The organism is Flammeovirgaceae bacterium (genome assembly GCA_015180985.1).
In the GTDB taxonomy this organism is placed as follows: domain Bacteria; phylum Bacteroidota; class Bacteroidia; order Cytophagales; family Cyclobacteriaceae; genus UBA2336.
Map to the genome: position 1 here is coordinate 1,426,336 of CP054185.1, position 21,946 is coordinate 1,448,281.

Annotated in this window: 17 protein-coding genes; 11 read left to right on the forward strand and 6 right to left on the reverse strand. The window is 46.6% G+C overall.

All coding sequences use genetic code 11. From position 1 onward, the window contains the following. The first annotated feature begins 47 nt into the window (after nt 1-47). The 7 genes from rpoB to rpsJ all read left to right on the forward strand — a co-directional run bounded on the left by rpoB (nt 48) and on the right by rpsJ (nt 12,069). Entirely contained in the window at nt 48-3,917 is a 3,870-nt protein-coding gene (gene rpoB / locus HRU69_06785; protein ID QOI97211.1) for a DNA-directed RNA polymerase subunit beta, read from the forward strand. 44 nt (nt 3,918-3,961) lie between these two features. Next, entirely contained in the window at nt 3,962-8,275 is a 4,314-nt protein-coding gene (rpoC, locus tag HRU69_06790; GenBank protein QOI97212.1) for a DNA-directed RNA polymerase subunit beta', read from the forward strand. Nucleotides 8,276-8,287: 12 nt separating this feature from the next. Further along, nucleotides 8,288-8,614, forward strand: coding sequence for a DUF3467 domain-containing protein (locus HRU69_06795; protein QOI97213.1), 327 nt, complete (start codon nt 8,288-8,290; stop codon nt 8,612-8,614). Nucleotides 8,615-8,748: 134 nt separating this feature from the next. After that, complete coding sequence (locus HRU69_06800; GenBank protein QOI97214.1) at nt 8,749-9,144, forward strand: 30S ribosomal protein S12; 396 nt, start codon at nt 8,749-8,751, stop codon at nt 9,142-9,144. Nucleotides 9,145-9,150: 6 nt separating this feature from the next. Beyond that, nucleotides 9,151-9,618, forward strand: coding sequence for a 30S ribosomal protein S7 (rpsG, locus tag HRU69_06805; GenBank protein ID QOI97215.1), 468 nt, complete (start codon nt 9,151-9,153; stop codon nt 9,616-9,618). 18 nt (nt 9,619-9,636) lie between these two features. Beyond that, nucleotides 9,637-11,742, forward strand: coding sequence for an elongation factor G (gene fusA, locus HRU69_06810; protein ID QOI97216.1), 2,106 nt, complete (start codon nt 9,637-9,639; stop codon nt 11,740-11,742). 21 nt (nt 11,743-11,763) lie between these two features. Next, a complete protein-coding gene (gene rpsJ, locus HRU69_06815) occupies nt 11,764-12,069 on the forward strand; it encodes a 30S ribosomal protein S10 (GenBank protein ID QOI97217.1) in 306 nt (101 codons plus the stop codon). A gap of 51 nt (nt 12,070-12,120) precedes the next feature. Here rpsJ and HRU69_06820 read toward each other — a convergent pair whose 3' ends face one another. Next, a complete protein-coding gene (locus tag HRU69_06820; protein QOI97218.1) occupies nt 12,121-13,248 on the reverse strand; it encodes an ABC transporter substrate-binding protein in 1,128 nt (375 codons plus the stop codon). A gap of 10 nt (nt 13,249-13,258) precedes the next feature. After that, nucleotides 13,259-14,257, reverse strand: coding sequence for a methylmalonyl Co-A mutase-associated GTPase MeaB (gene meaB, locus HRU69_06825; GenBank protein ID QOI97219.1), 999 nt, complete (start codon nt 14,255-14,257; stop codon nt 13,259-13,261). Between the two features lie 63 nt (nt 14,258-14,320). Here meaB and HRU69_06830 point away from each other — a divergent pair, with 63 nt between their 5' ends. The 4 genes from HRU69_06830 (at nt 14,321) to sucD (ending at nt 18,546) form a co-directional block, all read left to right on the forward strand. Continuing rightward, nucleotides 14,321-15,634, forward strand: coding sequence for a CHASE2 domain-containing protein (locus HRU69_06830; GenBank protein ID QOI97220.1), 1,314 nt, complete (start codon nt 14,321-14,323; stop codon nt 15,632-15,634). Between the two features lie 60 nt (nt 15,635-15,694). Then, nucleotides 15,695-16,600: a hypothetical protein gene (locus HRU69_06835; protein QOI97221.1), complete on the forward strand. Its 906-nt coding sequence runs from the start codon at nt 15,695-15,697 to the stop codon at nt 16,598-16,600. Between the two features lie 74 nt (nt 16,601-16,674). Beyond that, nucleotides 16,675-17,553: a hypothetical protein gene (locus tag HRU69_06840; GenBank protein ID QOI97222.1), complete on the forward strand. Its 879-nt coding sequence runs from the start codon at nt 16,675-16,677 to the stop codon at nt 17,551-17,553. Between the two features lie 117 nt (nt 17,554-17,670). Then, nucleotides 17,671-18,546, forward strand: coding sequence for a succinate--CoA ligase subunit alpha (gene sucD / locus HRU69_06845; GenBank protein ID QOI97223.1), 876 nt, complete (start codon nt 17,671-17,673; stop codon nt 18,544-18,546). Between the two features lies 1 nt (nt 18,547). Here the strand turns inward: sucD and HRU69_06850 are convergent, their stop codons facing one another. The 4 genes from HRU69_06850 to HRU69_06865 form a co-directional block, all read right to left on the reverse strand. Next, the gene (locus tag HRU69_06850) at nt 18,548-18,799 is read right to left on the reverse strand and encodes a hypothetical protein (protein ID QOI97224.1); all 252 of its coding nucleotides are present in this window, start codon (nt 18,797-18,799) and stop codon (nt 18,548-18,550) included. Between the two features lie 247 nt (nt 18,800-19,046). Then, nucleotides 19,047-20,390: a PhoH family protein gene (locus HRU69_06855; GenBank protein ID QOI97225.1), complete on the reverse strand. Its 1,344-nt coding sequence runs from the start codon at nt 20,388-20,390 to the stop codon at nt 19,047-19,049. Between the two features lie 111 nt (nt 20,391-20,501). Beyond that, a complete protein-coding gene (locus HRU69_06860) occupies nt 20,502-21,203 on the reverse strand; it encodes an ATP-binding protein (GenBank protein ID QOI97226.1) in 702 nt (233 codons plus the stop codon). A 79-nt stretch (nt 21,204-21,282) separates the two neighbouring features. After that, complete coding sequence (locus tag HRU69_06865) at nt 21,283-21,915, reverse strand: sterol desaturase family protein (protein ID QOI97227.1); 633 nt, start codon at nt 21,913-21,915, stop codon at nt 21,283-21,285. Between the last annotated feature and the right edge of the window lie 31 nt (nt 21,916-21,946).

Sequence of the window (21,946 nt, forward strand, 5' to 3'; positions counted from 1 at the left end):
TACCCGCCACAAAACCGTCCGGGACTTGAACATTAAACGTTAACACCTTGGCAAAGAAAAATAGCAATGGTAGAATCGACTTTTCTAAAATTGAAAAGGTAATCGACTACCCTGATTTTCTGGATGTACAACTCCAGTCGTTTAAAGATTTTTTACAAATAGATACCCCTGCCGAAAAACGGCAGAACGAAGGCTTGTATAAAGTTTTTGCAGAAAACTTCCCCATATCCGATTCGCGCGAAAACTTTGTGCTCGAATTCGTTGACTACACCATCGATCCGCCAAAGTATAATGTGGATGAGTGTATAGACCGCGGATTAACTTTCTCGGTTCCGCTGAAAGCCAAACTGCGCCTCACCTGCAACGATGAGGATAATGAAGATTTTGAAACCATTGAACAGGAAGTGTTTCTGGGCAATATCCCTTACATGACGGAAAAGGGCTCATTTGTTATTAATGGTGCTGAGCGGGTAATCGTTTCGCAGTTGCACCGTTCACCGGGTGTGTTCTTTGCCATGAGCAAGCACACCAACGGTACCAAACTGTACTCCGCCCGGATTATCCCGTTCAAAGGATCGTGGATAGAGTTTGCTACCGATGTTAACGCGGTAATGTACGCTTATATCGACCGTAAGAAAAAGTTCCCCGTAACCACTTTGCTTCGCGCAATTGGTTATGGAACCGATAAAGATATTCTCGATTTGTTCGGCCTTTCCGAAGAAGTGGAGGCCAACAAAAACACCCTGAAGAAAGTAGCCGGCCGCAAACTGGCCGCCCGTGTTTTGCGCACCTGGACGGAAGACTTTGTTGACGAAGATACCGGTGAAGTGGTTTCCATCGACCGGAACGAAGTATTGCTTGAGCGCGACCATGTGCTTACACCGGAAGATATTGAAACCATTCTAGAATCCGGTGTGAAGTCCATCATCCTGCATCGCGATGATGTGAACGTGGCCGATTATACAATCATCTTCAATACGCTGGCTAAGGATAACTCCAACTCGGAGAAAGAAGCGGTGGAACAAATCTATCGCCAGCTCAGAAACACCGAGGCTCCTGATGAACAAACAGCCCGTGATATCATTAACAGTTTGTTCTTCAGCGAAAAGCGGTATGACCTTGGCGAAGTAGGCCGTTATCGAATCAACAAAAAATTGGGACTTGATTTGGGTTACGATCAGCGCGTACTCACCAAGGACGATATCATTCTGATTGTGAAGTACCTGATCGGGCTGATAAACTCAAAAGCTGTGGTTGATGATATCGACCACCTGAGTAACCGCAGGGTAAGAACAGTAGGCGAACAACTTTATTCACAGTTTGGTGTTGGTCTTGCCCGTATGGCCCGCACCATTAAAGAACGCATGAATGTGCGTGATAACGAAGACTTCAAGCCGGTTGACCTGATTAATGCACGCACGCTGTCGTCTGTTATCAATTCGTTTTTCGGTACGAACCAGCTTTCGCAATTTATGGATCAGACCAATCCGCTGGCGGAAATTACGCACAAGCGCAGAATGTCGGCTTTGGGGCCGGGTGGTCTTTCGCGCGAACGCGCAGGCTTCGAAGTCCGTGACGTACATTATACCCACTACGGCCGCTTGTGTACAATTGAAACACCCGAAGGTCCGAACATCGGTCTTATTTCATCCCTCTGCGTTCACGCTAAAGTGAACAAGATGGGCTTTATTGAAACTCCTTACCGGAAAGTTGAAAACGGTAAGGTAAAGACCAAAGAACTTGTGTTCTTGACTGCCGAAGAAGAGGATACGCACAACATTGCCCAGGCCAATGCAAAGCTGAAACAGAATGGTGAGTTTGTAGATGAAAAGGTAAAGGCCCGCTTTGAAGGCGATTTCCCTGTGGTTGAGCCGAAGGAAGTGAGGTTTATGGACATTGCCCCGAACCAGATTGTGTCGGTGGCTGCTTCCATGATTCCGTTCCTGGAACACGATGATGCCAACCGTGCACTCATGGGCTCAAACATGCAACGGCAGGCAGTTCCGCTCGTGCGGCCCGAAACACCCATTGTGGGTACCGGCCTGGAAGGTCGCATTGCCCTGGATTCGCGCGCATTGATTACAGCCGAAGGTGACGGTGTTGTTGAGTTTGTTGATGCCCGTAAAATTGTTATCCGCTACGACCTTACCGAAGAACAACGCCTCGTTAACTTCGATACCGAAGTTAAAACCTATAACCTGGTGAAATTCCGCAGAACCAACCAGGATACCTGCATCAATCATACCCCGCTTGTGAAGAAAGGCGAACGGGTTGCAAAAGGCCAGCCGCTCGTTGAAGGTTACGCTACCAGTGCGGGTGAACTTGCTCTGGGCCGGAACCTGTTGGTGGCCTACATGCCGTGGCAAGGTTACAACTTCGAAGATGCTATCGTTATCTCTGAAAAAGTGGTGCGCGATGACATCTACACTTCCATTCATATTGAAGAATTTGAATTGGAAGTTCGCGACACCAAGCGCGGTGAAGAAGAACTTACTTCTGAAATTCCGAACGTAAGCGAAGAGGCCGTTAAACACCTTGATGAAAACGGTATCATCCGGGTTGGTGCCGAAGTAAAAGAGGGTGACATCCTAATCGGAAAGATTACACCAAAAGGTGAAACAGACCCTACACCCGAAGAAAAACTGCTGCGCGCCATCTTTGGCGATAAGGCTGGCGATGTAAAAGATGCTTCGCTTAAGGCACCGCCATCACTTAAAGGTGTGGTTATTGACACCAAATTATTCTCTCGCCCCAAACGCGATAAAGATGTTCGCAATAAATCGAAGAAAGAACTGGATGCACTGAAATCACGGTACAGCAAACAGCTATCGGATTTGCGTGCTGAGGTTATTAAAAAACTGACTACCCTGTTAAGCGGTAAAACCAGCAACGGAGTACGTCATAAATTTGGCGATGAGTTGATTTCTAAAGGAGTAAAATTTACTACCAAAGTAATCGAGAGCAACCTCTTCCCCGATAAGAATATCTATCGTGACGAAAGTAATTATGCGGTTCCCGAAGAGGTTAACCTGATTAGCGATGTTTCGCTTGATAACTGGACCAGTGATGACCATACCAACGAATTGGTAGCCGAATTAGTTAAAAACTACCTGGTGAAGCGAAATACTTATGCCGGTGAATTTAAACGCGAGCGATTTACACTGGAAGTAGGAGATGAGTTGCCCACCGGCATCGTTCAGCTCGCAAAAGTTTACGTTGCCAAAAAGCGCAAACTTAAAGTGGGCGATAAAATGGCCGGTCGACACGGAAACAAAGGTGTTGTGGCAAAAATTGTTCGCGAAGAAGATATGCCATTTCTGGAAGACGGAACACCGGTTGATATTTGCCTGAATCCGCTGGGTGTACCTTCGCGTATGAACCTGGGACAACTTTACGAAGCCGTGCTGGGATGGGCCGGTCTTAAATTGGGCCGGAAGTATGCTACCCCGATTTTTGACGGTGCAACCCTTGAAGAAGTGCAGCATGAACTGAAAGAAGCCGGGTTGCCCGACTTTGGAAGAACCTACCTGTACGATGGATTGACCGGAGATAAGTTCGATCAGCCCGTTACCGTGGGTGTGGCCTATATGCTTAAACTCGGCCACCTGGTTGATGACAAGATGCACGCACGCTCCATTGGGCCCTACTCGCTTATTACGCAGCAACCGTTGGGTGGTAAAGCCCAGTTTGGCGGTCAGCGCTTTGGCGAAATGGAGGTGTGGGCTATTGAAGCATTTGGTGCCTCGCACATCCTTCAGGAGATACTCACCATTAAATCAGACGATGTGGTGGGTCGTGCCAAGGCGTACGAGTCGATTGTAAAAGGTGAACCCATGCGCAAACCGAATATCCCCGAGTCGTTTAACGTACTCGTGCACGAATTGCGCGGTCTTGCACTGGAGATCACCATGGATTAATGCCGGTTTTGAAAATGAACTTTTAACTGAAAACTACTTTTAGCATGTCTTTCAGAAAGAATAAAAAAATTAACAACGACTTCTCAAAGATTACCATCAGCCTGGCTTCCCCGGAATCGATTCTGGAAAGCTCACATGGTGAAGTTACCCAGCCGGAAACCATTAACTACCGGACCTACAAACCCGAAATGGGGGGGTTGTTCTGCGAACGGATTTTCGGCCCGGTAAAGGATTGGGAATGTCATTGCGGAAAATACAAGCGCATCCGGTATAAAGGCATCATTTGCGATCGGTGCGGTGTTGAGGTTACCGAAAAGAAGGTAAGGCGCGAACGCATGGGCCACATTGAACTGGTGGTGCCCGTAGCGCACATCTGGTATTTCCGTTCTTTACCAAACAAAATTGGTTACCTGCTCGGCCTGGCCACCAAGAAACTCGATCAGATTATTTACTACGAACGCTATGTGGTAATTCAGCCCGGTATTAAAGAGGAAGATGGCATAAACAAGATGGATTTCCTCACCGAAGAAGAGTACCTGGATATTGTTGACAAACTTCCACGCGAAAACCAACTGCTTGACGACAACGATCCAAAGAAATTCATCGCAAAAATGGGTGCCGAAGCGTTGGAAATGCTGCTTTCGCGCCTTGATTTGGATACGCTCTCGTATGACCTTCGCCACCAGGCAGCTACCGACACCTCGCAGCAACGTAAGGCTGAAGCATTGAAACGTTTGAAAGTGGTTGAAGCTTTCCGCGAAGCGAACACACGGGTTGAAAACAGGCCCGAGTGGATGGTAATTAAAATGGTGCCGGTCATTCCACCCGAACTTCGTCCGCTCGTACCGCTGGATGGCGGCCGCTTTGCCACCTCCGACCTGAACGATCTGTACAGGCGCGTAATCATCCGGAACAACCGCCTCAAACGACTGATTGACATCAAAGCCCCTGAAGTGATTCTGCGTAACGAAAAGCGGATGCTCCAGGAAGCGGTTGACTCCCTGTTTGATAATTCACGCAAAGTGAATGCGGTGCGTTCCGATGGAAACCGCGCATTAAAATCATTGAGCGATATGCTCAAAGGAAAGCAAGGACGGTTCCGCCAAAACCTGCTTGGTAAGCGTGTGGATTACTCCGGCCGATCGGTTATTGTGGTGGGCCCTGAGTTAAAACTCCATGAATGTGGTTTGCCTAAAGATATGGCAGCCGAACTGTTCAAGCCCTTTATCATCCGCAAGCTCATTGAACGAGGAATCGTTAAAACCGTTAAGTCGGCAAAGAAAATCGTTGATCGCAAGGACCCGGTTATTTGGGATATTCTCGAAAACGTACTGAAAGGACATCCGGTTCTGCTCAACCGCGCCCCTACGTTGCACCGGTTGGGTATCCAGGCGTTCCAGCCTAAATTAATCGAAGGAAAAGCAATCCAATTGCATCCACTGGTATGTACAGCTTTTAATGCCGACTTTGATGGTGATCAAATGGCTGTGCATGTGCCGCTTGGACATGAAGCTATTTTGGAGGCTTCTATTTTAATGTTATCCTCACACAACATCCTTAACCCGGCTAACGGTGCACCCATCACGGTACCCTCGCAGGACATGGTATTGGGACTGTATTACCTTACTAAAGGAAGAAAAGGTACACCCGAAAAACCTGTGTTAGGTGAAGGCAGAAAATTCTTTTCAGCCGAAGAGGTAATTATTGCGCACAACGAAGGCAAATTGTCTAAGCATGCTTTTATTAAAGTGCGTGTTAAGCTGCGCGATAAAGATACTGGCGAACTATCGTTTAAAACAATTGAAACCGTAGCCGGCAGAGTATTATTCAATCAATATGTTCCTGAAGAAGTTGGATTTGTTGATGAACTCCTGACAAAGAAAAAACTTCAGACTATTATAGCTGATGTGTACAAGGTTTCGGGTATGTCTAAAACAGCCAAATTCCTTGATGACATTAAAGATTTGGGCTTCCAAATGGCCTACAAAGGCGGGCTTTCCATGGGTCTTAACGATGTGAAGGTGCCGGCTGAGAAAGAAAAGTACGTTACCGAAGCGCAGAAGGAAGTTGATGCGGTATGGAATAATTACATGATGGGACTTATTACCGACAACGAGCGCTATAACCAGGTAATCGACATCTGGACCCGCACAAATACCATGCTCACCAACACGCTGATGCGCCAGTTGGAAGATGATCAGCAAGGGTTTAACCCGATTTACATGATGATGCACTCCGGAGCACGGGGTTCGCGCGAGCAGGTGCGCCAGCTTGGCGGCATGCGTGGGCTTATGGCCAAGCCGCAGAAAAACCTGGCTGGTTCGGTAGGTTCCATTATCGAGAACCCTATTCTCTCCAACTTTAAGGAAGGCCTTGATGTATTGGAATACTTTATTTCCACACACGGTGCCCGTAAAGGTTTGGCCGATACAGCATTGAAAACAGCCGATGCCGGATACCTTACCCGCAGGTTGGTGGATGTGGCGCATGACCTTGTCATCACCGAAGAGGATTGCGGAACCCTGCGAGGCCTGAAAGTTACTGCTCTTAAGGACAATGAGGATATTGTTGAGCCTTTGTCTGAACGCATTGTAGGCCGTGTTACCGTGCACGATATTTATGATCCGCTCACAGATGAGTTGATATGCCCTGCTAATGCCGAGATTACCGATGAAATTGCCAAACGCATTGAAGCAACCAGTCTTGAAGAAGTTGAAATACGCTCGCTGCTTACCTGCGAGTCGCGGCTGGGCGGATGTGCCAAATGCTATGGCCGTAACCTGGCTACCGGCAAGATGGTAGAAGTAGGAGAAGCCGTTGGCGTTATTGCTGCACAATCAATCGGTGAACCGGGTACACAACTTACCCTGCGTACCTTCCACGTGGGTGGTACGGCATCCAACATTGCTGTTGATGCCAACCTGAAAGCAAAATTCCCCGGTGTGGTTGAGTTTGAAGGTATTCGCACCATTGAAACAACCGATCGGGAAGGGAACAAAGTGCAGGTAGTAATGGCCCGCTCTGGCGAAATCCGGATTATGGATAAAGAACGGAAGCGCGTGCTTATTGCAAACCACGTTCCTTACGGTGCATTTCTTAAAGTAAAAGAAGCTCAGTCCGTGGAAAAAGGTGAGGAGTTATGCTATTGGGATCCGTACAATGCGGTTATTCTTTCAGAATTTGATGGTGAGATTGAGTACGAATCAATCATCGAAGGAGTAACGTACAAAGAAGAGTCGGACGAGCAAACCGGTCACCGCGAAAAGGTAATTACCGAGACCCGCGATAAGACCAAGAACCCCGCGGTGATTGTTAAAGGTAAAGCAGAGACTAAATCGTATAACATTCCGGTGGGTGCTCACCTCGCTGTAGAGCAAGGTGAAAAAATTAAAGCCGGCCAGGTATTGGCCAAGATTCCGCGCACCATCGGTAAATCTCGGGATATTACCGGAGGGCTTCCGCGTGTAACCGAATTGTTCGAGGCGCGAAATCCTTCCAACCCGGCTGTGGTTAGCGAAATTGACGGAGTAGTAACGTACGGAGGCATCAAGCGCGGTAATCGTGAAATCTTCATCGAATCACGTGACGGTGTACAGAAGCGTTATTTGGTGCCGCTTTCGAAGCATATTCTGGTTCAGGATAATGATTTTGTGAAAGCAGGGCAATCGTTATCCGATGGATCGATTTCACCCACGGATATCCTTGCTATTAAAGGCCCTACGGCTGTTCAGGAATATCTGGTAAACGAGATTCAGGAAGTCTATCGTTTGCAGGGTGTGAAAATCAACGACAAGCACATCGAAGCCATCGTTAGCCAGATGATGCAGAAGGTTGAGATACTTGATCCGGGCGACACGAACTTCCTGCCTGGTGAATACGTTGACAAATTCATCTTCCGCGAAGAGAACGATAAAATTCTTGATAAGAAGGTAGTAGTGGATGCAGGAGATTCTCAGCGTTTCAAGCCAGGACAAATTATTACGGCAAGGGATTTGCGTGATGAAAACTCCCAACTCAGGCGAAAAGACCAGAGGCTTGTTGAAGTACGCGATGCATTGGCGGCTGTATCGAGGCCAACTTTGCAGGGTATCACTCAAGCTTCGTTAAAAACCGAGAGCTGGCTTTCTGCGGCCTCCTTCCAGGAAACCACCAAAGTGCTCAGCGAAGCAGCTATTCGTGGTAAAGCTGATCAGTTGATGGGCATGAAGGAGAATGTGATTGTAGGTCACCTCATCCCGGCAGGAACGGGTCAGCGCAGGTTTAGCGATATGATTGTTACGCACAAGGACGAGTACGAAGCGTTTACCAAATCGATGGAAACCAAAGAGCGCGATCGGGAAAGGGAATTGCAGGATTAATTTTTAAAGATCATGGCTGAGGAAATGAAAGACAAGCAACCGCAGAACCAGATAAACATCGAGTTATCCGAAGAGGTGGCTGAAGGAGTTTATTCTAACCTGGCCATGATTGCCCACTCCAACAGCGAGTTTGTCATCGACTTTATCCGGTTAATGCCCGGTGTTCCGAAGGCCCGCGTAAAATCGCGGGTAATCATTACACCGGAACATGCCAAACGGCTGCTGGCCGCCTTAAGTGATAATATCGATAAGTACGAGCATACATTCGGGCCTATAAAACAAACCACGGAGATGCCCAAATTCCCCATGAATTTCGGAGGAGCAATAGGCGAGGCTTGAGAATAAAAGGGCCTAAATCAGTCCAAAAACGCATAAAAAGGATACGAAAATCTTTTACAGAGGTTTTTGTATCCTTTCTTTCTTTATAATACCTTTGCAGTCCAAATTTTTAAGGTAAAACGGAATAAAACCAAATGCCTACCATTCAACAACTTGTACGCAAGGGAAGAAAGCAGTTGACCTCAAAGTCAAAGTCGCCCGCGCTTGACTCATGTCCGCAGCGCAGGGGTGTGTGCACACGTGTGTACACCACAACGCCCAAGAAACCCAATTCCGCTATGCGCAAAGTGGCGCGTGTGCGGTTAACCAATCAGAAAGAAGTTAACGCCTATATACCTGGCGAAGGCCATAACCTGCAGGAGCACTCTATCGTGCTCATCCGGGGTGGCCGTGTAAAGGATTTGCCCGGAGTACGTTACCACATTATCCGCGGTGCGTTGGATACAGCCGGTGTTAATGGCCGCCTTCAAAGCCGGTCGAAGTATGGAGCTAAACGTCCTAAAGCGGGAGCTGCCGCTGCTAAAAAATAAGTACGCATGAGAAAATCAAAACCGAAAAAGAGATACCTCCTGCCTGATCCGAAATTTCAGGATACCCTGGTAACCAAATTTGTGAACTACCTGATGGAGCGGGGTAAGAAAAGTGTGGCGTATTCCATTTTCTACGATGCCATCGACATCGTGGAAAAGAAGACCAATGAAAGTGGCTTGGAAGTGTGGAAGCGGGCCATGAATAATGTAATGCCTTCGGTGGAAGTAAAAAGCCGCAGGGTTGGTGGGGCCACGTTTCAGGTGCCTGTTGAAATCCGGCCAGAGCGCAGAATTAACCTGAGCATTAAGTGGTTGATTGATTTTGCCCGCCTGCGCGGTGAAAAAACCATGATGGACAAACTGGCCGGTGAAATCATCGCTGCGTCAAAGGGTGAAGGCGCAGCCATAAAAAAGAAAGACGATACCCACCGCATGGCCGAAGCCAACAAGGCATTCTCACATTTCAGGTTTTAATAGCACGATTTCGCGAAAATGGCAAGGGATTTAAAATACACTCGGAATATTGGTATTGCTGCGCATATTGATGCCGGTAAAACAACCACAACAGAACGCATTCTCTATTATGCGGGCGTTAACTATAAGCTGGGCGAGGTACACGAAGGAACGGCCACCATGGACTGGATGGCCCAGGAGCAGGAGCGTGGTATTACCATTACTTCGGCAGCAACTACGGTTTATTGGAATTACCGCGGTAATAAGTACCACGTAAATATTATTGATACACCCGGGCACGTTGACTTTACCGTTGAGGTGAACCGCTCGCTGCGCGTGTTAGACGGCCTCGTTTTCTTGTTCAGTGCCGTTGATGGTGTTGAGCCCCAGTCGGAAACGAACTGGCGCCTGGCCGATAACTATAAGGTAGCCCGTATCGGGTTTGTGAACAAAATGGACCGTGCCGGAGCCGACTTCCTTAACGTGTGCAAGCAGGTTAAGGAAAAACTGGGCAGCAAAGCTGTGCCGCTGCAATTACCCATTGGTACAGAAGAAAACTTCCGGGGTGTAGTTGATCTTATCAATAACCGGGGTATCATTTGGAATGTGGAAGATAAAGGAATGACCTACGAAGTCGTTCCGATTCCGGATGACATGGTGGAAGAAGCCAAAGAGTACCGTGAGAAGCTGCTTGAAGCAGTTGCCGAGGTTGATGAAACGCTGATTGAAAAGTACTTCAACGATCCGAACTCCATTACCGAAGAAGAAATTTTAAAGGCTCTGCGTGAGGCCACCATCAGTATGAAAATTGTACCAATGGTGTGTGGTTCATCGTTCAAGAACAAAGGTGTTCAAACCATGCTGGATTATGTGATGGAATTATTGCCCTCACCGTTGGACAAAGACAATATTGTTGGTACCAATCCGGACACAAACGAAGAAGTATTGGTTAAGCCTGACGAGAAAGAACCCTTTGTAGCGCTTGCATTTAAAATTGCTACCGACCCGTTTGTAGGGCGTTTGTGCTTTATCCGGGCCTATTCCGGAGTGTTAGAGTCAGGCTCGTACATCTACAATACACGTTCCGAACAAAAAGAAAGGATTTCGCGCGTGTTCCAGATGCACGCCAACAAGCAGAACCAGATTGAACGGTTGGCAGCAGGGGATATCGGAGCAGTTGTGGGTTTTAAAGACATTAAAACAGGCGATACGCTTTGTGATGAAAAACGCAAAGTTGTTCTCGAATCCATGGTGTTCCCCGAGCCGGTTATCGGCTATGCCATTGAACCCAAAAAACAAGCCGATGTGGATCGGCTGGGTATGGCTATCTCTAAACTCGTTGAGGAAGACCCGACCCTGCGTGTGAATACCGATCAGGAAACCGGCCAGACAATTTTGCGCGGGATGGGCGAACTGCACCTGGAAATTATTATTGACCGGTTAAAGCGGGAGTTCAAGGTTGAAATTAACCAGGGGGCCCCGCAGGTGGCCTATAAAGAAGCGCTTACCACCACCGTTGAGCATAAAGAAGTGTACAAAAAGCAAACCGGTGGCCGCGGTAAATTTGCTGATATCGTGTTTGAAATCGGGCCACGCGATGATGGTAAGGAAGGATTGCTGTTTGAAAATGCCATTGTGGGCGGTGTTATTCCACGTGAATTTATTCCGGCTGTCGAAAAAGGCTTTGCCCAGGCTATGGTGAATGGTCCGCTGGCGGGTTACCCCATTGACGCCATGAAGGTGAAACTCTTCCACGGCTCCTACCATGATGTTGACTCTGATTCCCTTTCGTTTGAACTGGCCGCTCGCATCGGTTTTAAAGAAGCTGCCGCCAAGTGCAATCCGCAGTTGCTGGAGCCGATTATGAGTGTTGAAGTATTAACCCCCGATGAATTTACCGGATCGGTAACCGGTGATTTGAACAGGCGAAGGGGTTTAATGAAGGGCATGGACAGCCGGGCTGGTGCCCAGGTTATTAAGGCTGATGTTCCGTTAGCTGAACTATTTGGTTACGTAACCGATTTACGAACGATTACTTCGGGCAGGGCTTCAGCTACGCTCACGTTCTCGCACTATGCACCGGTACCGAAAAACCTCGCTGAAAAAGTAATTGATGAAGTAAAAGGCGCTGTTGCCGCAAAATAATATCTAAAAGACGTTTAGATTATGAACCAGAAAATCCGAATCAAATTAAAATCCTACGATCACAACCTCGTTGATAAGTCATCCGAGAAGATTGTTCGTGCGGTAAAAGCCACCGGGGCAGTTGTAAGCGGGCCTATTCCGTTGCCTACTGAGAGGGAAGTATTTACCGTATTGCGCTCACCCCACGTGAACAAAAAATCACGCGAACAGTTTCAGTTGTGCACCTTTAAGCGGTTGGTTGATATCTATTCCAACAGCGCTAAAACGGTTGATGCCCTGATGAAACTGGAATTGCCCAGCGGGGTGGATGTTGAGATTAAGGTGTAGTTTCCTTAGATAAATTTAAGGCCATTCTGATAGATTTTCGGAATGGCTTTTTTATTGAAGCTGAGCATGAAAATACAACTTATGATCGGGAAGTAGCTCCGGATGGGCAATCTTCACCAAATCTTTTAAAATAATATCCGGCCGCAGGTACCCCAATTCCAGAAATTCGCTCCCGCCTTTTGCCCCTTTGCGTGCATTGTATGTAAAAACCTTTCGGTTAATAAACGGGCTGAATTTAGTGTATCGGTTATCGGCTGCTGCCATTTCACTTAGCGCAGTAAACGAGGCAACGCCAATCCATAAATCGGCTTGCTGTGCCCGCGCATATACTGACTCAAAACTGAGCTCAAGAAAACCGTTTGACGAATCGGCTTCCCACAGATACCGGCACCCCGCATCCCGGAGCAACCGGGCTGCATAGTTCTGACCGCCCGGAAGAAACCACGCATCGCGGTAAAGAATGCCGCTGAGTACGGTAGGTTTCAGGGTTACGGTTTTAACCAAATCCTGTGTTATAAGATACTCTCGTTCGATAGCCCTGAAAACAGAATCGGCCAACTTTTCTTTATTAAAAAACAGGGCCATAAACTTAATCCACTCGGCCCGGCCCAGCGGATGTTTTTCCAGGTATTCGGCATTGATAACTACGGGTATACCCATTTCTTCAATTTTTTTAAACTGCCCGATATCGGCTGTCATGGTATACCCCATTACCATATCGGGTTTTAATAATGCCAACCGTTCAATATCCATGCCCTTATCGATACCGAGATCCAAAATCTTACCGTCATCAATTCGCTTTCGGGTCTTTTGTGAACTGATGTAGTCAAGTGTTGGAAATCCGGTAAGCGCATCCGTTTCTTCGAGATAATCCAATAACGGAATATGCGTTGTTGAAGTACATACAATCCGTTTAACCGGAACCCGGATAATACGCGCATTATAAGGGTTTGCAGGAACGGGCCTGTCGTGCTGAACCAGCAGATACCGGTAGCCTGATTTTGCCCCGGGATAAGGGTTCAGTACTTCAACGAGTTTGGCCTCATCAACATATTTTACCGTAAAACCGGAAGCATACTTAATTGAGTCTGATGACTGACCGGATGATGATTGGTTACCTGAAGGATTTTCGCAGCGGCAGAGAATAAGCAGGCAGCAGAGCAAAAAGCAAATGCGCATGATTTTAGCATTAAGTGGATAAAAGTTTGCGCCTGAATGCGGCAAGAAGTTTTTCGCCTGCCAGCACCGGCAACTGGTTATTTTGGACCACCTCAAGTTCCAACCTCCGTATGAGTTTACCGATACGGGGCGACTGTTGAATTTCTGCCATCAGCCCTTGCTGAACATACTCATGAAACCAGTTTACCGATTGTCTTTGCCGGTTGAGTTTCCAAAAATTGTTTTTTGATGTTTTTTCTTTATAAGACAGAATCATTTTCCAGATTTCTTCCATACCGGTGTGCTCCAGGGCTGAGCAAGTCAGTACTGGAGGTTCCCATCCGGATTCTTCGGTACGAAAAAGCTGAAGTGCCTGCTGGTATTCGGCCCTTGCTTCAGCCGATTTTTTTTTATTGTCGCCATCGGCTTTGGTAATCACCAGCCCATCGGCCATTTCCATGATACCCCGCTTAATTCCCTGCAGCGCATCACCTGCACCGGCCAGTATCAGCAACAGAAAAAAATCAACCATTCCCTTAACGGCAACTTCCGACTGTCCAACACCTACGGTTTCAACCAGGATGACATCAAACCCGGCTGCTTCGCAGAGCAATATTGATTCGCGTGTCCGTAGGGCTGTTCCGCCCAGTGCCCCACCGGAGGGAGAGGGACGAATGAATGCGGCTGGGTTTTTTGACAGAATTTCCATACGAGTTTTATCGCCAAGAATACTCCCCTTACTCAACTGGCTTGTCGGGTCAACGGTCAGCACCGCTACTTTTTTGTTATGCTTTGTCAGCATGCTCCCGAAGGATTCAATAAAACTGCTTTTACCGACACCGGGCACACCGGTAATTCCAATCCGAATGGTATCCTTTGCAGTCGGCTTCAGTTTGCCGAGTAGTTTTCCGGCTTCCTTGCGGTCGGAATCAAGCGTACTTTCAATTAGTGTGAGTGCTTTTGCCAGTATCAACCGGTCGCCCCGGTTGATTCCATCCAGGTATTCATTTACTCGCAGGCGTTGTTTCAACTTGTTGATTGTTAGGAATAGGAAACTAAATTTCTAAATTTACTAGATACATCCCGAATTATTATGAGAAAATTCTGGCTCGACTGTTTTGCCGGCTCGGCATTTGTTTTTATGGTATTGGGCGGATTGTACGGCATAACGCAACTTCGTGTGTTTGATGCGTTCGATCCGCTTGGGCAGGCATTGGGCGACATGGAATTGACAGACATTGCCTTTTCGCAAATCCGCGAAGACCCGCCCATGGATACCAACATTGTGATTGTTAACATCGGGTATCTGTCGCGAGCAGAAATCGGCCAACAAATTATTAACCTGAGTAAGCACAAACCGAAAGTAATTGGCCTTGATATTATTTTCAGTTGCGACTGGCTGCAGGATTCTACCATATGCCCCCAGGCGTACGATACCATGGGCAACATGTATTTCGCGTATGCCATACAGCAGGCAGGCAATGTGGTGATGGCACATAAGCTGCAACAGACCGCGAAACTGGTGAAAAAGTTTGGCGATATTGATGTGTACGATTCCATTGAGCATACGTATCCTACACTAATGCCCGGTGCTTACGAAGGATTTGTAAACCTTGAAACCGAAGCTGCGCACCAGGAAGATTTGAAGGCCTGCCGCAGGTTTAATCCGAAAATGATGGTAAACGGACAGCGCGAACTTGCCTTTTCGGTACGAATGGCCATGATTTATGATTCGGTAAAAACTAATCGCTTCCTGGCACGTGACAATGAACTTGAAGTGATCAACTACAAAGGCAATATTGTGGACTGGCATGGAGCCTCGAATTATGCAGGCCGGTACATCGTGCTCGACTGGGACCAGGCACTTGATACGACCCAGTTTGTTGGCGAAATGATTAAGGATAAAATTGTAATTATGGGTTTTCTGGGCGGAGACCTGACCGATACTTCATGGGACGACAAATTTTTTACGCCACTCAATAAAAAATATGCCGGCAAGGCCCGGCCCGATATGTATGGTGTGGTTGTTCATGCCAATATCGTTTCCATGATACTGGAGGAAGACTACATTGAAGTGTTAAAAACCTGGCAGGAAATAGCCATAGCGATTGTAGTATGTTTTTTAAATGTAGCCCTCTTCGTTTACATAATGGATAAAAATGAAAAATGGTTTGATGCCATAAGTGTGACGGTTCAGTTGTTTCAAATAGTGTTGTTCTCTTTTTTAATGATAGAATTCTTAAACTGGTTTAACTTCAAGTTTAATGTTACCTGGACCCTGGCTGTAGTGGCCGTGGTTGGCACAAGTTTTGAATTGTATAATGGGGTAATTAAGAGTTTGGCTGAGTACCTGAAAAACCGATTTTTACTATTTAAAAGTCGTTGGTTTACCAAAAAAGGTCAATGAGTATTAAGCCCTGAATACCGTTTTTTAGTTAAATTAGATCCCTAAATCAAAAGAAAAGACATGAAAATCAGTCGCTTATCAATGGTAATTTCTTTTGTGCTTATTGGCGCAGCAACCTTTGGCCAGGCACAAAGCTATGCGTTCAAAGTGGTTGCAAATAAAGGAAATAACGAGGTTAAATCGGGCGATTCATGGCAACCGGTTAAAACCGGGGCCACTCTAAAGCCCAATGATGAGATTAAAGTGGCCGATAACGCTTATATCGGGCTGTTTCATGCCAGCGGCAAACCCATGGAAATAAAAACCGCTGGCAGTTACAAGGTTTCAGCCCTTGAATCGCAGGTAAGTGCCGGTGGTTCGAGCGTACTCAATAAATACACCGACTTCATCCTGAGCAGTAATTCTGAAGAAAAAAAGAATAAACTCAGTGCTACCGGGGCTGTTCACCGCGGCACGGCTGATGACATTAGCGTAATGCTGCCCAGCAATCAGTATTCATCGGTATTTAACAATGTGGCTGTAATAAGATGGGAGAGCAATAAAACCAAAGGCCCTTTTGTGGTGAATATTGTAAACATGTTTGGCGATAATGTAGCCCGTATTGAAACAGCCGATACCCGTATTGAACTTAATCTTAACGATACCCGGTTTAGCGATTTAAGTGCGTTGCTTATAGAGGTGAGCGCCAAGAATGATGCAAAAATTGCTTCTGAGCAGTATCTGATTAAGAAACTTTCACCGGCTGACCAGGAGAAGATGAAAAAATCGCTTAACGAAATTTCATCAGAAGTGTCTGAGCCTACTGCCTTAAATAAATTCTTTCTGGCAGGCTTTTACGAAGAAAAGGGATTACTGATTGATGCAATAGCAGCGTATGAGGAGACCATCCGCCTAGCGCCCGATGTGCCTTTCTATGCCGAAGCGTATAACGATTTTCTGATTCGTCAGGGATTAAAAAAGAAATAATTATTCAGAATTAGTAATTCTGATTTTGGTTTATAGTGTTCTTGAAAGTGAGAAATAACTCAAAACCTATTTCTATGAAAAACTACCGTTGGACAATCGTATTGTTTTTTTTGATTACGACATCAGTTGCTTTTGCACAAACTTATGCTTTTAAAGTACTGGTTAGCAAAGGGAAGACCGAGGTTAAATCAGGCGAGGCCTGGTCGGCTATTAAAGTGGGTGCAAACCTGAATGCTTCTGATGAAGTTAAAGTGGCCGAAAACTCGTATTTGGGACTTATGCACGCCAGCGGCAAGCCGCTGGAAGTTAAAGAGGCCGGCAATTACAACCTGGCCGATTTGGCGGCCCGGTTAAGCAAAGGTTCTACCGTACTAAACAAGTACACCGATTTTATTCTTAGCAGTGAAGAAGATAAAAAGAACAAACTCGCTGCAACCGGGGCCGTACACCGCGATGTGAAAATGGCGCTCACCGTTTTTCTTCCACAAACTTCCGAACATTTTGGCGACAAGCTGGCAGTAAGCTGGCAAAACCCCGGTGCGTCAACTCAGGCTGACGTTATTGTTATGGATTTGGGTGAGGATGAATTAGCCCGCTACAAAGTGGACGGCAACAGCCTGTTGATTGACCTGAACGACCCGAAACTGAAAGGAACGCAGCACTACCTCATTCGGGTTGTTTCAAAAGACGGCAACGAATCGGCCCGGTGTGGCATCAAACGGCTGAGGGGAAATCGTAAAACTGAAGTTGAAACAGCATGGAATGAAGTGAATACTTCTTTTGGTGAGCAAACCGCCCTTGAACTGTATGTTCAGGCCGGATTTTTTGAGCAAAACCTGTTGCTTACCGATGCGTTAACGGCTTACAAGCAGGCAGCCGACATGGCGCCCGAAGTGGACATGTACCGCGAGTCGTATGAAGCATTCCTGCAACGCCTGGGTTTCAAAAAGTAAGTTGTAATACGGCTAACTTAGAGGGCAGCCCTCCGCTAACGCGGAGGGCTGTTTTGTTTTTGATGGTTTGGCTGAACGGCAGATTATCCTATTTTTGTAAACACCAAATCCTATCACATGAGTGTACTAGTCAATAAAAATTCGCGGGTAATTGTACAGGGGTTTACCGGCTCGGAAGGGACCTTTCATGCCGGCCAGATGATTGAGTATGGCACCAATGTGGTTGGCGGGGTAACTCCCGGTAAGGGCGGAACCGAGCATTTGGGCCGTCCTGTATTCGATACCGTTAAGGAAGCTGTGGATAAAACCGGTGCTGATGTATCCATCATTTTTGTTCCTCCGGCTTTTGCAGCCGATGCCATTATGGAAGCGGCTGATGGCGGCATTAAGGTAGTCATTACCATAACGGAGGGCATCCCGGTAAAGGATATGATGATTGCCAAAAAGTACATCCAAAGCAAAAACGTGCGGCTGATTGGACCTAACTGTCCGGGTGTAATAACTCCGGGTGAAGCTAAAGTAGGTATTATGCCGGGTTTTGTTTTTAAAAAAGGCAGAGTAGGCGTGGTTTCAAAATCAGGAACGTTAACCTATGAAGCGGCCGACCAGATTGTAAAAGCCGGCTTGGGTGTTTCAACGGCAATTGGTATAGGTGGCGATCCGATTATCGGTACCCCAACCAAGGATGCTGTTGAGTTGCTTATGAACGACCCGGAAACTGATGCTGTTGTGATGATTGGCGAAATTGGCGGTAACTACGAACCCGTGGCAGCACGCTGGATAAAGGAGAATGGAAACAAAAAACCCGTTGTAGGTTTTATTGCCGGACAAACAGCACCCCCGGGAAGAAGAATGGGCCATGCCGGAGCCATCATTGGTGGGGCCGAAGATACCGCTGCGGCCAAAATGAAAATCATGCGCGAATGCGGAATTCATGTAGTAGAATCACCGGCCGATATTGGCGAAACGGTTGCCCGGCTGTTGAAAAAGTAATTCAGAAAGTTGAACGAAACTCGCGTTCCAGGTAGCTGTTAAATTCCTTCACGTTTGCAAATGTGGTAATCTGTTCTGCTGTAAGTTCAGCATTGTCTTTCTGATAGATTACTTCGGCACAGAAATCTTTAATAATGTACAAATAGGCTTTGCGCCCGTTTTTTAGTCGCGTGCCCAGAATAGTACCCTCATTACGGAGGTAGTCAATCTTCTTCCGGAATGTCATCAGTTTAAAAATCAAACGGTCAATCATTTCTTTTGTAGTGTTTATGCCCAATGGCACGACAAAGAAACGGGTTTGTTTTGAGTCTTGCTTTTTGCTGTTATTTCAGGGTGCTAAGGTTTGGTTATACAATCTAATGGATGAAGGATTTATTGACCGGAAGGCCCGAATTCTTACGCCTTTTAAACACCGAAAAATTGTTAAAAGCCTGATTTTGACGGGTTAGCAGGCTTTTTTTACGCAAGAATTACGAAACTCTTGCACTAAGCAGAATGCCCTACAACAGGTCGTTTGCCAGGTTGGCTAACTCCGACCGCTCGCCTTTTTCCAGGGTAATGTGTGCATATAACTCCTGGTCTTTAAGCCGGTCAATCAGGTACGACAGGCCGTTGCTTTGCGAGTCGAGGTAGGGTGTGTCAATCTGGTGGATATCGCCTGTAAAGATGATTTTTGTGTTCTCCCCGGCCCGGGTAATAATGGTTTTAACTTCGTGGGGAGTCAGGTTCTGGGCTTCGTCCACAATAAAACAAATGTTGGACAGGCTGCGCCCGCGGATGTATGCAAGCGGGGTTATCACCAGTTTTTCCTGGTTTACCATTTCGGTGATTTTGGCATACTCTTTATCGGTTTCGCTGTATTGATTTTGAATGAATTTCAGGTTGTCCCACAAGGGCTCCATGTAGGGGTTGAGTTTTGATTTGATGTCGCCCGGCAGGTAGCCGATGTCTTTGTTACTAAGCGGCACAATAGGGCGTGCCAGATAAATTTGCTTGAATTCACGCTTTTGTTCTAAAGCAGCGGCTAAGGCTATCAGCGTTTTTCCGGTACCGGCAATACCCTGTAGTGAAACCAACCGGATGTCGGGTTTAAGCACAGCATGGATGGCAAAGGCCTGCTCGGCATTTCGTGGTTTTATTCCATACACAGCCCGTTTCTCCACGTGTTCAACCATCCCGTTAAACGGATTGTAATAGGCAAGCACGGACTTCTTTCCGCTGCGCAGGATGTAGTAATGGTTTTTCTCAGGAGTAATGTTTCCAAGTACATCTTCGGGGGGGCAATAGCCTTTTTCGTAAATCAGGTTAATGGCATCGGCATTTACGTCTTCCAGAATGGTGCGGCCAATGTACAACGATGAGATGTTTTTGATTTTACCGGTAGTATAATCCTCAGCCTGCAGGCCCAGGGCCTTTGCCTTGAGCCGCAGGTTCACGTCTTTTGATACAAGGATTACTTTACGCGACTTCTCTTCTTTTTGCAACAGCAAAGCCGAGTTGAGTATGCGGTGGTCGGGCTTGTCTTCGTTAAACACCTTGTTGGCATCCACCGAGCCGTTGCCCCCGGTGTCCATCAGTACTTTAAAATCGCCTTTACCCTTGCCGTTAATCGGGTTCCAGTGGTGCAGCATCTGGTCTTTGGCCAGTTTGTCGATCAGGCGGATGAATTCGCGGGCCTCGAAGTTTTTGGTGTCGTTTCCTTTTTTGAAGTTATCGAGTTCTTCCAGCACGGTTATCGGTATGCCGATGTCGTGTTCATCAAAATTGAGGATGGAATTGTGTTCATAGATGATGACAGAAGTATCCAGTACGAAGATCTTCTTCTCCTTTTTGGGTTTCGGCATACTGCGCAAAGAACTTGGTTTGTGAAAGGAACAAAATCCTTTGCAAAATTGATAGTCCCCAAAATGATTATTTTTTTAATAAATTTACCTCCCTGCCTTTGCTGGATTTTATCAGCAACTAATTAATGAGAATTGATCGCCACGCTGGGTGGGTGTAATTTTCAGCACATTTGCCAAAACTAATCGTACGAGTTTGCGCGATGCTTTAAACCGGTTAAGGCCGGTTATTATTGAAAATTCTTTAACGGTTATGAATGGATTTATGACAAGGTAAGCAAACAAAAGTTGCTCATGCTCACCATATGTAAACCAGTTATCGCGTTTGCTGCTTCTCTTTTTTAATATTTCGCGCATCTCAGGGCTGGTTTTTATTGTTTTGTCTCCCACACGGATAAAACTTTCTTTCCTTCCGCTAAACCTTAAAATGTAAGGTTTCTTTGGTCCAGAACGTATATCGTACCGAATAACAAACCGGTTGGAAGCAACTTGAATAAGTGCTTCACTAAAAGGAATACCCGGACGACAACACGAGGAAATCATTTTTTTAATAACGAATGAATCTTCTTCCGGGAACTTGAGCCCCGGTATTGTTCTGTCATCCGAAACGCCCAGCAACAACGTACCGCCATTCGTATTAGCAAAGGCAATCATTTCGCGCACAATTTTTTCCGGGTAAGCTGCCTTGCGTTTAAATTCCAGCGTCTGACTCTCACCCTGGCTAACTAATTTTTTGAGTTTGGCGACTTGCTGAGTATTGGCTGTTATCTTTTCAGATGCTGTTTTTACCAAACCGGTATGGGGGGGCTGTTGCATGGGTGCCGGTATTGTTCTGTAAAAGGTATGAGGAAATAAAGAAACAAAAAACCCTGACGGGATTCGCCAGGGTATGGATTTATGCGGTTTGCGTCTTTGGCTCTTTTTCCCTCATCGTACCATAGATATAGTCCCACAGGGGTGAAGAAACGCCAAAAACAATCTCTCCGTTTTTGTAGTGGTGTACTCCGTGGTTAATCCATAACGCTTTAAGAAAGTTTTTAGGCGGCTGGTAGGCGTGTACCATATAATGTACGCCCAGGTAGGAGGCATAGCCTACCAGGAATCCCGGCAGGAAGGCAAACACGAAATCGCCCATGATTAACCTGAACAACAAAAGTAAAATAGTACCCAGGGTTACGCTTAACAGGGGCGGCATAGCCAGCCGGTCTTTGTCTTTCGGAAATTCGTGATGCACCCCGTGCATAGTGTACTGAAACTTCTCACGCCACTTCGTGTAGGTGGCCATGTGAAATACGTGTCGATGCACCATGTATTCAACCCAGCTAAAAGCCAGCCAGCCTAGGAAAAACAAAAGAGTGGTTAAACCGGCCGTCAGCGTGGTGTGGGTAACACTCCAGTAAAGCAGGCCTCCGGCATAGGAGAAGAAGATAATCAGCGGCACAGCTATATGAGTTCGTGATAATTTCTCAAGAACGGGGTTCTTAAAAAGCTGCCGGGTTCCCTTATTCTGCGGTTTAATTTCAGCCATAACAAACGTTCGAGTTGCAAAAATAAACGAT